The 11,968-nt window shown below is 49.9% G+C and carries 12 protein-coding genes; 7 read left to right on the top strand and 5 right to left on the bottom strand.

Going from position 1 to position 11,968, the window contains the following annotated elements; translation table 11 throughout:
• Positions 1-16: 16 nt before the first annotated feature.
• Entirely contained in the window at positions 17-304 is a 288-nt protein-coding gene (locus G9F48_RS17440; protein WP_003156323.1) for a putative quinol monooxygenase, read from the bottom strand.
• A 141-nt stretch (positions 305-445) separates the two neighbouring features.
• On the opposite strand from G9F48_RS17440, the gene G9F48_RS17435 reads away from it, so the two are divergent.
• Entirely contained in the window at positions 446-760 is a 315-nt protein-coding gene (locus G9F48_RS17435) for an ArsR/SmtB family transcription factor (RefSeq protein WP_102422335.1), read from the top strand.
• A gap of 27 nt (positions 761-787) precedes the next feature.
• Here the strand turns inward: G9F48_RS17435 and gabR are convergent, their stop codons facing one another.
• The gene (gene gabR / locus G9F48_RS17430) at positions 788-2,197 is read right to left on the bottom strand and encodes a MocR-like transcriptional regulator GabR (protein ID WP_165409867.1); all 1,410 of its coding nucleotides are present in this window, start codon (positions 2,195-2,197) and stop codon (positions 788-790) included.
• Between the two features lie 106 nt (positions 2,198-2,303).
• Here gabR and gabT point away from each other — a divergent pair, with 106 nt between their 5' ends.
• The 4 genes from gabT (at position 2,304) to gdh (ending at position 6,929) form a co-directional block, all read left to right on the top strand.
• Complete coding sequence (gene gabT, locus G9F48_RS17425; protein WP_165409866.1) at positions 2,304-3,611, top strand: 4-aminobutyrate--2-oxoglutarate transaminase; 1,308 nt, start codon at positions 2,304-2,306, stop codon at positions 3,609-3,611.
• Positions 3,612-3,716: 105 nt separating this feature from the next.
• Positions 3,717-5,105: a succinate-semialdehyde dehydrogenase gene (gabD, locus tag G9F48_RS17420; RefSeq protein ID WP_003156319.1), complete on the top strand. Its 1,389-nt coding sequence runs from the start codon at positions 3,717-3,719 to the stop codon at positions 5,103-5,105.
• Between the two features lie 154 nt (positions 5,106-5,259).
• Complete coding sequence (locus G9F48_RS17415; RefSeq protein ID WP_063174364.1) at positions 5,260-6,123, top strand: RhaT/GlcU family sugar-proton symporter; 864 nt, start codon at positions 5,260-5,262, stop codon at positions 6,121-6,123.
• 20 nt (positions 6,124-6,143) lie between these two features.
• Complete coding sequence (gdh, locus tag G9F48_RS17410; protein WP_007609424.1) at positions 6,144-6,929, top strand: glucose 1-dehydrogenase; 786 nt, start codon at positions 6,144-6,146, stop codon at positions 6,927-6,929.
• Positions 6,930-6,974: 45 nt separating this feature from the next.
• On the opposite strand, the gene G9F48_RS17405 is transcribed toward gdh, so the two are convergent.
• Genes G9F48_RS17405 through G9F48_RS17395 form a run of 3 tightly spaced genes read right to left on the bottom strand, consistent with a single transcriptional unit; the run spans position 6,975 to position 9,832 of the window.
• Positions 6,975-7,586 carry a YcnI family copper-binding membrane protein gene (locus tag G9F48_RS17405; protein WP_121984529.1) on the bottom strand — a complete coding sequence of 204 codons (612 nt, stop codon included), beginning with the start codon at positions 7,584-7,586 and terminating at the stop codon, positions 6,975-6,977.
• 12 nt (positions 7,587-7,598) lie between these two features.
• Positions 7,599-9,227 carry a copper resistance CopC/CopD family protein gene (locus tag G9F48_RS17400; protein ID WP_165409865.1) on the bottom strand — a complete coding sequence of 543 codons (1,629 nt, stop codon included), beginning with the start codon at positions 9,225-9,227 and terminating at the stop codon, positions 7,599-7,601.
• Positions 9,228-9,259: 32 nt separating this feature from the next.
• Positions 9,260-9,832, bottom strand: coding sequence for a DeoR family transcriptional regulator (locus G9F48_RS17395; protein WP_024084889.1), 573 nt, complete (start codon positions 9,830-9,832; stop codon positions 9,260-9,262).
• A 176-nt stretch (positions 9,833-10,008) separates the two neighbouring features.
• On the opposite strand from G9F48_RS17395, the gene G9F48_RS17390 reads away from it, so the two are divergent.
• Together G9F48_RS17390 and G9F48_RS17385 are read left to right on the top strand one after the other, a co-directional pair.
• Positions 10,009-10,350, top strand: a complete 342-nt coding sequence (locus G9F48_RS17390; RefSeq protein WP_003156306.1) for a hypothetical protein — start codon at positions 10,009-10,011, stop codon at positions 10,348-10,350.
• Between the two features lie 175 nt (positions 10,351-10,525).
• Positions 10,526-11,965: a PTS mannitol transporter subunit IICB gene (locus G9F48_RS17385; protein WP_165409864.1), complete on the top strand. Its 1,440-nt coding sequence runs from the start codon at positions 10,526-10,528 to the stop codon at positions 11,963-11,965.
• Positions 11,966-11,968: the final 3 nt, after the last annotated feature.

Raw genomic sequence — 11,968 nt, 5'->3', positions numbered from 1 at the left:
GTCATTCATCCTTTCGTTACTCTGACAGTTCTGTGCGGACGACGTCAAGCGGCGCACTCAGCACTTCTTTTGCTTTTGCCACGAATCCTTGGAAATGGTCAGTTGCGTTGTGGAATTTCATCGCTTCTTCATCTTTCCATTGCTCAAGCATAACGAATGTATTTTCCTCACCGACTTTTTCGAAAAGGTCGTATTGCACATTTCCTTCTTCCGCGCGTGAATGCTGAACAAGTGATTGCGCTTCTCCTAAAAATTCCTCGCGTTTATCCGCTTTTACTTTCATGTAAGCCTGTAAGACGATCATTGTTATTCCTCCTGATTGGGTTTATTTGTTATAGTTCGAATATTATCGAACTAACTGTAACATGTTTCGCAGTGAATGGTAAAGGAAAAACCCTCACCGCCTAAATTGTCACCCGCCGCTTTTATGTGTTACATTTGACTCATGAACATTCCAAACCATCCTGACACCGACCGCTTACAGCTGACAAAGGTTCTTCATGCTCTGAGTGATCCGCTCCGCTTAGAGCTGGTCAAACAATTGGCGGAAACAACAGAAAAAACGTGCGGAACCTGCGCTGATGTCCGGGTCGCCAAATCAACGCTGTCCCATCACTTCAAAGTGCTGCGGGAAGCGGGGATCGCCCAAGTGCGCATAGACGGGAAGCACCGTTATTATTCCCTGCGCAAAGATGATTTACAAGCGGCGTTTCCCGGCCTGCTGGAGGCGATTTTGCAGACAGAACCGGACCGCTGGTAAATAAGTCCCCGAATTCCGGGGGTTTTTTTATGCGCCGAAAACCGCCCGGTAAAGCCTGAGGACGCCTTCTTGAATATCGCTCTCCTTCAGGCGGGCGAACCCCAGAATGAGCTGCGGCTTATTTGAATCGCCTCCTGCTTTCAGACGGAACCGGCTCATTGCAAACAGATCGAGCTGTTCTGCATCCGCCCGTGCCAAAATCTCTTTTTCTGAACGGGCGCAGTCAAACTCAGTGACAAAATGAAGCCCCGCATTGGCGCCCTTTACACTGATTCTTTCTCCGAATGTTTCATCTAAAGCCGAAATGAGGCGTTCCCGCATGTTCTTATAATGCTGCTTCATCTTTTTAATATGTTTCTGATATTCACCTGAGTCGATAAATTCTTTCAGCGCGAGCTGGGCAAGCGTGCTGCACGTATGCAGGTCATACGTTCTCTCTTTGAACGTCCGCAAAAGCCCGGGCGGCAGAACCATATAGCTGATGCGCAGACCTGGGAAAAGGGATTTTGAAAAGGTCCCCATGTAGATGACATTTTGAAACCGGTCAAGGCTTTGAAGCGCCGGTATCGTATCGGCGTCATATTTAAATTCACTGTCATAATCATCTTCAATGATGAAGCGGCCGTTCTGTTCGGCGGCCCAGTTTAAAAGCTGAATCCGCCGGGAAGCGGGCATGATCACGCCTGAGGGGAATTGATGGGAAGGCGTGGTGATCAATACACAGGGCCGGCGTTTTTCGATTTCGGCCATGGACATGCCTTTTTCATCAAGGCTGATCGTCGCAACCTTTTTCCCGAGGTTTTGCAGCAGCCGGTACATCCTCATATATCCCGGGTTCTCCATGGCGTACAGCGCGTCTTTTGGCAGCAGTTCCGTCAGCAGCTGCATCAGCATTTGCGTGCCCGCCCCGAGCACGATTTGTTCCGGGCGGCATGTAACGCCCCTTGTCAGGGAAATAAGCCGCGAAATGGTTTCACGGACTTCATATAAGCCTTGCGGATGGACGAGGTCTCCGAGTGTATGAAATGAACGGGCGGCTGCTTTATGCTCACAGCGGAACCAGCTTTTCAGGGGAAAATGCGCCGTATCCACGCTCATATGAGAAAACGAAATCCAGCCGCTCTTATCCGGCTCCCGCTCTTTTAAATCTTCAGGCAATGAGAGCGAAGGCGTTTCTTCATGATAAACCGTATCAATTTCCTCCACGAAAAAGCCTTTTCTTTCGACTGCATATAAATAACCTTCCGAAAGCAGCTGCTGATAAGCTGAATTCACTGAATTCACGCTGACCTTCAGCGTCTCGGCAAGCTCCCGTTTAGACGGCACCTTTGTATGAGGCATCAGGCTGCGTTTCAAAACGGCCGCTTTTATGTGCTGATAGATCTGCTGATAGATATAATCCGCCGTTTCCGAATGATCAATGGAAATCGTCAGCATCCGACCCTGCCCCTTTCTGATACCATGGATAAATTGATTTTGGTACTTTTCATCATACCAAAAAGAAGTCAGAATGATAAGAAAACAATATAGGGGGATGGAATCTATGAGTCAAACAGCATTGACGGAAGTGACAACTGCCCAGTGGCAGCAAAAACGGGATCAATTCGTTTCCAAAGGGGTCGGCAACGGAAACCGCAGCATGGCGGTAAAAGGGGAAGGGGCGCTTTTGTACGATTTGGACGGCAGACGATTCATTGATTTTGCCGGAGCGATCGGAACGCTGAATGTCGGCCATTCCCATCCGAAAGTGGTGGAGGCCGTGAAGAAACAGGCGGAGGATCTGATTCACCCGGGATTTAACGTCATGATGTATCCGTCTTATATTGAGCTGGCCGAAAAACTTTGCGCCATTGCGCCGGGAGATCATGCGAAAAAAGCGATTTTTCTCAATTCGGGGGCGGAAGCGGTGGAAAACGCCGTGAAAATCGCCAGAAAATATACGAAGCGCCAGGCTGTCGTGTCATTTACAAGAGGGTTCCACGGCCGCACGAACATGACGATGAGCATGACGAGCAAGGTGAAGCCTTATAAATTCGGTTTCGGCCCGTTTGCCTCAGAGGTGTATCAAGCGCCGTTTCCTTACTATTATCAAAAGCCGGCCGGCATGACTAACGAGCAGTATGACGACTTTATCATCAGCGCTTTTGAGGATTTCTTTATCGCCGCAGTTGCACCGGAAACCGTCGCCTGTGTCGTAATGGAGCCGGTTCAGGGAGAAGGCGGCTTCATCATTCCTTCAAAACGTTTCGTGCAGCACGTCTCCGCTTTTTGTAAAAAACACGGTATCGTTTTTGTAGCGGATGAGATTCAGACCGGTTTTGCCAGAACGGGAACGTATTTCGCGATTGAACATTTCGAAGCCGTCCCTGATTTGATCACCGTATCCAAATCACTTGCGGCCGGATTGCCGCTGAGCGGCGTCATCGGCCGGGCGGAAATGCTTGATGCCGCCGCGCCGGGGGAACTCGGTGGCACATATGCGGGAAGCCCGCTCGGCTGTGCGGCTGCGCTCGCGGTCTTGGATATTATTGAAGAAGAAGGGCTGAATCAGCGTTCCGAAGAGATCGGCCGGATCATTGAGCATCAAGCGCTTGAATGGAAAAAAGAGCATGCCTGCATCGGAGAAGTGCGCAGACTCGGCGCGATGGCGGCCATCGAAATTGTCAAAGATCCGGACACGCGGGAACCGGACAAAGCAAAAGCCGCGGCGATCGCTAAAACGGCGAACGAGAACGGACTGCTGCTGCTGACGGCCGGCATTAACGGCAACATTATCAGATTCCTGACGCCGCTTGTCGTGACGGATGAGCAGCTCAAAGAAGGCCTTTCCATTATCGAAGCAGCTCTGTGAGTTCAATTATTGGAATGCCGCCGGATGTGTCTGCTATCATGAAAGTGTGAGATACATCAACAAGCATTCAATGGTTTTACTATAGGAAAGAAAGGAATGTTCAATATGCCAGAACAATTAACAGTGTACAACCCGGCAACGGGAGAGGCGATCGAAAGCATCCCCCAGCAGACGGCCGAAGATGTTGAAAAAGCGATTGAACGTTCACATCAAGCGTTTCAATCATGGTCCAAAACATCAGCGGGAGAACGTGCCTCACTTTTGAGAAAATGGTATGAGCTGATTGTTGAAAATAAAGAAGAACTTGCGGAATTAATTACGAAAGAAAACGGCAAACCGTACGAAGAAGCGGTCGGAGAAGTTTTATACGGCGCCGGCTATATTGAATGGTTCGCCGAAGAAGCAAAACGGATTTACGGCAGAACCGTACCTGCGCCGACAACGGGCAAACGGATTGTCGTCACCCGTCAGGCGGTCGGCCCGGTAGCCGCGATCACGCCGTGGAATTTCCCGAATGCGATGATTACAAGAAAAGCCGCGCCCGCTTTGGCGGCAGGCTGTACGTTCATCATCAAACCGGCGGAGGATACGCCGCTTTCCGCTTACGCCCTTGCGCGTCTCGCATATGAAGCGGGAATTCCGAAGGACGTGCTGCAAGTGGTGATCGGTGACGGAGCCGAAATCGGAAACGTCTTCACCAGCAGCCCGAAAATCCGCAAAATTACTTTCACCGGCTCAACGCCTGTCGGCAAAATCCTGATGAAAAACAGCGCCGACACCGTAAAACATATGTCAATGGAGCTTGGCGGACATGCGCCGCTGATCGTGGATGAAGACGCTGATCTTGATCTGGCGGTAGCCCAAACAATGGCCTCTAAATTCAGAAATGCCGGCCAAACCTGCGTCTGTGCGAACCGTCTGATCGTACATGAATCCGTGAAAGACGAGTTTGCGAAAAAACTGAGTGAAGAAGCTGCGAAACTCAAAGTCGGAAACGGTCTTGAAAAAGGCGTAAACGTCGGCCCTGTCATCAACAAAAAAGGCTTCGATAAAATCGTCGGCCAAATTAATGACGCCGTGGAAAAAGGCGCAGAAGTGCTGACGGGCGGAACGTATGACCAAAACGATGAAAAAGGATGCTATTTCGTGACGCCGACCGTGCTTTCAAATGTAGACACATCCATGAACATCATGCATGAAGAAACTTTCGGCCCGGTTGCGCCGATCGTTACGTTCTCAGATATTGATGAAGCGATCAAGCTTGCGAACGATACGCCGTTCGGGCTTGCGGCTTATTTCTTCACAGAAAACTACCGCCGCGGCATCTATATTTCTGAACAGCTTGAATACGGCATCATCGGCTGGAATGACGGCGGTCCGTCCGCGGTTCAAGCGCCGTTCGGAGGAATGAAAGAAAGCGGCATCGGCCGTGAAGGCGGTACGGAAGGCATTGAACCGTACCTGGAAACCAAATACATGTCTATCGGACTTTAATGAGCCGAAAAGAAAGCCCCGCTTCTAAGCGGGGCTGTTTTTATTGAGCGGTCTGCCGGTGAATATCGCCGGCAGGCTTTTTTGATCTTGCGGGAATAATCGGTTCGATTCCAGACAAAATAACAGCAAATACGATTGAAAGAAGGTCGCCATCATGGATATATTACTGGCTCTTCTCCCGGCTTTATTTTGGGGGAGCATCGTGTTATTTAACGTCAAATTAGGCGGCGGGCCTTACAGCCAGACGCTGGGAACGACAATCGGGGCGCTCATCGTTTCGTTTGTGCTGTATCTGTTTGTCCATCCGGTGCTGTCCGGGCGCATTTTTATTGTCGGCATCATCTCGGGGCTGTTTTGGTCGCTCGGCCAAAGCAATCAGCTTAAAAGCATACAGCTGATGGGCGTTTCAAAAACGATGCCGATATCAACGGGAATGCAGCTCGTCTCGACTTCTTTGTTCGGTGTGATCGTATTCAAAGAATGGTCAACCCCGATCGCGATTACGCTGGGTATTCTCGCCCTTATTTTTATCATCATCGGGATTGTGCTCACATCTTTAGAAGATAAAAAGGGGCGGGCGGACGGAGAACCGGGAAACTTAAAAAAAGGCATTGTCATCCTGCTGATCTCCACGCTCGGCTATTTGGTCTATGTCGTCGTCGCCCGGCTGTTCGGCGTATCCGGATGGTCAGCGCTTCTGCCGCAGGCGATCGGGATGGTCATCGGCGGACTGCTCCTGACGTACAAGCATAAACCGTTTAATAAGTACGCTATCAAGAACATTCTGCCGGGAATCATCTGGGCGCTCGGGAACATGTTTCTGTTCATCTCACAGCCGCGCGTCGGAGTTGCGACAAGTTTTTCCCTCTCTCAAATGGGGATCGTCATCAGCACGCTCGGCGGAATCTTCATTCTCCGTGAGAGCAAAACGAAGCGTCAGCTGGTCGCCATTGCCATCGGGATTATCCTGATCATTGTAGCCGCGGTATTCTTAGGCGTTGCGAAATCAAATTCATAACATATGCAGGAGGTTTGAACATGTACACGGATTTAAAAGGAAAAGTCGTTGCCATTACGGGAGCTTCATCAGGATTAGGAAAAGCGATGGCGATCCGCTTCGGACAGGAGCAGGCGAAAGTCGTAGTTAACTACTATAGTAATGAAAAAGACGCCCAAACCGTTAAAGAAGAGATTCAAAAAGCGGGAGGCGAAGCGGTCATCGTTCAAGGAGACGTCACAAAAGAAGAAGATGTCAAAAACATCGTGCAGACCGCAGTGAAGGAATTCGGCACATTGGATGTCATGATCAATAACGCCGGCATGGAAAATCCGGTTCAGTCGCATGAAATGCCGCTTAAAGACTGGAACAAAGTCATCAATACCAATCTGACCGGCGCTTTCTTAGGAAGCCGCGAAGCCATTAAATATTACGTAGAGAATGATATTCAAGGAAACGTCATTAACATGTCAAGCGTACATGAAATGATTCCGTGGCCGCTGTTTGTTCACTACGCGGCGAGTAAAGGCGGTATCAAATTGATGACGGAAACGCTGGCGCTTGAGTACGCGCCGAAGCGCATCCGTGTTAACAATATCGGACCGGGAGCCATCAATACGCCGATCAACGCGGAAAAATTTGCGGATCCCGTTCAGAGAAAAGATGTGGAAAGCATGATTCCGATGGGATATATCGGTGAGCCGGAAGAAATCGCGGCTGTCGCCGTCTGGCTTGCTTCAAAGGAATCAAGCTATGTGACCGGCATTACGCTGTTTGCTGACGGGGGAATGACCAAATATCCGTCTTTCCAGGCAGGCCGCGGATAAGAAAAAAAGCGATCGCAGGCTCTTTAGAGCCGGATCGCTTTTTGCTTACGCGCGTTTTTTCTTTACAAGCGCCGCGATGGAAAGGATAATCGCCGCAGCTGACAGAACGATGGCCGCAATATCAAGCGCTGATACGCCGGATTTGCTTTCTTCGTTTGACTGTTCAGCTCCGTGCGCATCCGTCACGCTGGCCGATTTCGTGATTTTCGTAATCGAGTGAGGCGTGTCAGCTTTCTCATCCCCCGTCCATTCTACAATGCTGCCGTCTTTGTAATATTGGTAAGCGTCCCAAGCGGCATCTCCGCTCTTTTCAGGATTTTTCGCAACGAACGTGAACTGCTGGAATTGGCCGGGCTGAATGCCGCCGTCCTTTGCTTCCCAAGTGACGGAGACCGCTTTGTCATCATGTTTGGATACGGATGTTTTCCAGCCCGGAATCGGCTGATACTGCTGAAATTCAACGCCGGCGGGCATTTTCAGCACGACTTTCGTTGTCGGCTCATTCTTTTCCACAGGCACTTTCATCGTGTATGTTTCCCAAGAACCGGCTGCGGATTCCGCGGGTTTGACTGAGACGTGGGCGCTTGCTTCCGCCGTAAAACCGACGAGTGACAGGGTCACGGCGGATATGAATAATAAAGCCTTTTTTTTCAACATGAGATACACTCCTTAGTTTGTCGTTGAGAATATTTGGTTGATTTCATTAAAATCGTTTGTCAGTCCGTGGACTTTGATCTTCCAGTTTCCCTTTTCGGTGATGGACAGGTTGGCGGCTTCGAATGTGCCTTCCTTCGTCTTCTTCAAATCAAAGGTGCTTTCATGCTGTTTGCCGCTGAAGCCCGTCTGGTAAACAGTGACCGTAAATTGCTGAATGTCTTTTACCAAGCTGCCGTTATGATCGGTGACAATGACTTGAAATTCATTTTTACCCGGCTGGTTCGGCGTAATGTGCAAGGACAGGGTCTCCCCGTTTCCGATCGTTTCTGAGCCGTTAAAAGGCAATGGCGCAGGCGGCGGCGGACTGGGCAGGCTTGTGAAGACGGCGGTTGTGAATAACACCGCAATACCAAGTGCCCATTCGGCCTTTATCGTTGCGCTGATGCTCCTTTTTCTGCTGAACTTCGTCATCCATACGTGAACGGCGCCGAGCGCAAGCATGATGACAAACAGTCCGATTTTCAAAAGGAGCGTCTTGCCGTAAGCGGTGTGAAAGAGTGAATCGAACGAGCGGATAATGAAAAATCCGTTCAGCACTCCTGAAAATAACAGCACGCCGACAGAGGCGAACGCCCAAGGAGAAAACCGTCTGACCGTTTCCCAAGCGATGGTTTTATCGGGTTTTCTCCACTCTGATGAAAGAAGCAGCACAAGCGCGGCGATACCGCCCATCCATACAGACGCGGCCGATAAATGGAGAAAGTCCATTGCGATGCCGACCGCTTTTTCGTCAATGACCGCCGCATGCCCGGCGAATGCTTTTGCCAAAAGCGAAGCGAAGAAGAATAACAGCGGCGCCGTCCAGTACGCAAATGACCGGAATGCTTTCTTCTTCAGCATCGGGATCATGGACAGGGCGAGCAGGATAAATAAGCTGATCTGGATCATCCAGACGTACCCGCCTGCCGTTTTCAGAAGCGTTTCTTTTACATAGTCCGGCTGAAACGCGGCGCTCCAAGCGCCGCCCGCGTTTTCTTTCGTCTGGATCGGGAGCTGGCACACGAGCGCGAGCCCCGTTAAACATAAAGAAATCACGAGCAGCTTTACAGTTCGTTTTGCTTTTGATGAATCTTCATTATTTCTGTACCAAAACAGATGGAAAAAAGCCGTGCCGATAAACAGGGAGAGAGCGGTGTACAAAATACCGCGGTCGATGGCCGCTTCGGGATGAAGCGCCGCTTGCGATGATGTCTGCTCCTGAAGTTCACCGCCGGCTTTTCCGATACTGAAAGGGATGACGCCGGATACCGGATGTCCGTCGGCCGATACCGCGTTCCATTCCGCTCTGTAAATATCATGCGGCAGATTTTTTTTTAATGCCGCGGTCATGATGCGGGCATCATTTTTTTGAATCACCGTTTTGCCCGCGTCAACCCGTTCGCCGGATGAATTATAGACCTTAATGGAGTGGAAGCCTTCTTCAATCTGTTCATTAAACTCAATTTCAATCTGCTTCGGCGCTTGTTTTAATTCGCTGTTCTCACCCGGATTTGAGTTTGTGATGTAGGCGTGGGCGAAGCTTGTTTTCGGTATCAAAACAAGGAACAGCAAAAAGATGAGCCAGCGTTTGTTCTGTCTCATGGATGATGACACCGCCTTCCGGTTGGTTGTTGTTATGTCTTGCTGCAGGTGCATCCCTTCTGCCTGTCGTGTAAGATGATGTCCGCCGCCTCGTCAAAGGTGCAAATGACCCCGCCGAATCCTTTTTGAAACCGTTCTGCGTAATCAAGCGTTGAGAAGGGAATCGCCTGAGGCCGGCAGCAGTGAAGGTCAATATCGGCATGAACTAAAAAGTATGCGGAAGCGGCCGTCAGTGTCGTCTGGAGAAGAAAATCCTTACAAATGACGTGGGACACTTCTTCCTTTTTATCCTCATACCGCAAAATCGCGCAATGAATGCAGCACATCTGCTCAACGGTTTGTGAAACGGTAATAAGCTGAACAGAATACGAATGCTGAATCGGCCGCAGGCAATAGCCGCATTGATTGGCGCTTCGTTCTGAAGCGGGAGGGAGCGTAATGCCGCCGGGTGTCCGGATAATCCGGTTTGCATCCGCCAGCTGATTGACGTCTCTGTACACGGTCATCTCGGAGACGCCGAATCTCTCGCTTATGTCAGAGATTTTCAGCGCGCCCTCTTCTTTCAGCCATTCAAGCAAGGTTTGCTGTCTGTGAATCGGAAGCAATTCTGCATCCTCCTTTTTATGCGAATGAGTGATGAACCTCCTTCTAAGAGTAGATGTTTTCACAAATGCACACAAGAGCCTGATGATAAAATATGTGAAAAAATGTTGAACAATCACAAATGTAAAACACGCAGTCAGACTCTGTTATAATAGAAGAGTTGAATGGAGGAATAAACATGAAAGAAACGACCTGCCCGAACTGCGGCAAGCCGATTACAGGCGACATGGTCAGATCATCGATGATCCCGTGCCAGTTTCAGTGCGGGCATTGCCATGTGAAATTGCGTGAATATAAAGTATCAGCTCCGATTATGGCTGCGGCTATTGCGATCACGGTGCTTTTGATTTATCTTGTGCAGATGGCCAGAACCGCCGTCATGCCGATGTTTCCGGCAGCGCGGTATGTGCCGGCCGCCATTTTCGCGCTCGTATGTGCGTATCCGGTGTTTATTGTCAGTGAGCGGCTCATTGCCAAGCTCGTCGTCACAAAAGGACACATTATATACAGAAAGCGGTAAGACACCTTTGATGAGGTGTCTTTTTTTTGTTAAGGATTTGTCACAGTCTCTGTGCCAAACTCCTCTTTACTTTTCATTGAATGGGGATTGTAAGCGTTTTATGATGAAGACACAGGGGAGAGAGAAACCCCGTGTCTTATTTATTTTCATCTGAAGGCAGGCAAACAGGGAGGGAATGAACATGCAGCAAGAACAGCAAGCTGGCATGAAAGTGAAGATACAGCGGTTCGGCAGTTATTTAAGCGGTATGATCATGCCGAATATCGGCGCATTTATCGCATGGGGAATTATCACCGCGCTGTTTATTCCGGCGGGATGGTTTCCGAATCCGCAGCTGAATACATTGGTAAGCCCGATGATTACGTATCTTCTGCCGCTTTTAATCGCATATACGGGCGGAAAAATGATCTATGATCACCGCGGGGGAGTCGTCGGAGCGACGGCCGCCATCGGAGTCATTGTCGGAGCGGACATTCCGATGTTCTTAGGGGCAATGATTATGGGGCCTTTGGGCGGTTATCTCATTAAACAATTAGACCGTGTGTTTAAAGATAAAGTCAGACAGGGTTTTGAAATGCTGATCAACAACTTCACGGCGGGAATTATCGGCGCAGTGCTGACGATTATCGCGTTTTATGCGATCGGCCCGGTCGTCCTGTCTCTTAACAAATTGCTGGCGGCGGGTGTGGAAGTCATTGTCCACGCGAATTTGCTGCCGATTGCAAGCGTTTTCGTAGAACCGGCGAAAGTCCTGTTCCTGAATAACGCGATCAACCACGGCATTTTAAGTCCGATCGGAATCGAGCAGGCCGCCAAAGCGGGTAAATCCATTCTGTTCTTAGTGGAAGCGAACCCCGGGCCGGGACTCGGTATTTTACTGGCATATATATTCTTTGGGAAAGGTTCTTCAAGATCGACGGCTCCCGGAGCGGCCATCATTCATTTCTTCGGGGGGATTCATGAAATCTATTTCCCTTACATTTTAATGAAACCGATGCTGATCCTCGCGGCGATTGCCGGGGGAGCGAGCGGACTGCTTACATTCTCGATCTTTAACGCGGGTCTTGTCGCCGCATCATCTCCGGGAAGCATCATCGCTATTTTGGCGCTGACGCCGAAAGGAAGCTATCTCGGCGTGCTGGCGGGCGTCATCGTTGCCGCGGCCGTATCGTTTATCGTCTCGGCGCTTATTCTGAAATCGTCTAAAGCGGGCGAAGAAGATTTGACAGCCGCGGCGGAAAAAATGCAGGAAATGAAAGGCAGGAAAAGTGAAGCGGCGGCCGCATTGGCAGACAAAGAGGAAGAGCCGGAAAACAGCGCCGCTGATATTTCCGCTGACCAAGTCAGCCGCATTATCTTCGCATGTGACGCGGGTATGGGATCGAGCGCAATGGGCGCCTCCATTTTAAGAAACAAAGTGAAAAAAGCAGACCTGGATATTGATGTGACAAATACGTCGATCAATAATCTTCCGAATGACGCGGATATCGTCATTACGCATAAGGACCTGACTGACCGCGCGAAAGCGAAGCTGCCGCAGGCGGTGCACATTTCGGTTGATAATTTCTTAAACAGCCCGAAATACGATGAACTGATTGAAAAGCTTAAAAACTAATCA

The sequence above is a fragment of the Bacillus sp. EKM420B genome, assembly GCF_011065565.1.
Lineage (GTDB): Bacteria > Bacillota > Bacilli > Bacillales > Bacillaceae > Bacillus > Bacillus velezensis.
This window is presented reverse-complemented; position numbering and strand designations above follow the sequence as displayed.

Bases quoted from the DNA above. Each gene is read 5' to 3' on its own strand.
- G9F48_RS17440 (WP_003156323.1), bottom strand. From the start codon at position 304: ATGATCGTCTTACAGGCTTACATGAAAGTAAAAGCGGATAAACGCGAG.
- G9F48_RS17435 (WP_102422335.1), top strand. From the start codon at position 446: ATGAACATTCCAAACCATCCTGACACCGACCGCTTACAGCTGACAAAG.
- gabR (WP_165409867.1), bottom strand. From the start codon at position 2,197: ATGCTGACGATTTCCATTGATCATTCGGAAACGGCGGATTATATCTAT.
- gabT (WP_165409866.1), top strand. From the start codon at position 2,304: ATGAGTCAAACAGCATTGACGGAAGTGACAACTGCCCAGTGGCAGCAA.
- gabD (WP_003156319.1), top strand. From the start codon at position 3,717: ATGCCAGAACAATTAACAGTGTACAACCCGGCAACGGGAGAGGCGATC.
- G9F48_RS17415 (WP_063174364.1), top strand. From the start codon at position 5,260: ATGGATATATTACTGGCTCTTCTCCCGGCTTTATTTTGGGGGAGCATC.
- gdh (WP_007609424.1), top strand. From the start codon at position 6,144: ATGTACACGGATTTAAAAGGAAAAGTCGTTGCCATTACGGGAGCTTCA.
- G9F48_RS17405 (WP_121984529.1), bottom strand. From the start codon at position 7,586: ATGTTGAAAAAAAAGGCTTTATTATTCATATCCGCCGTGACCCTGTCA.
- G9F48_RS17400 (WP_165409865.1), bottom strand. From the start codon at position 9,227: ATGAGACAGAACAAACGCTGGCTCATCTTTTTGCTGTTCCTTGTTTTG.
- G9F48_RS17390 (WP_003156306.1), top strand. From the start codon at position 10,009: ATGAAAGAAACGACCTGCCCGAACTGCGGCAAGCCGATTACAGGCGAC.
- G9F48_RS17385 (WP_165409864.1), top strand. From the start codon at position 10,526: ATGAACATGCAGCAAGAACAGCAAGCTGGCATGAAAGTGAAGATACAG.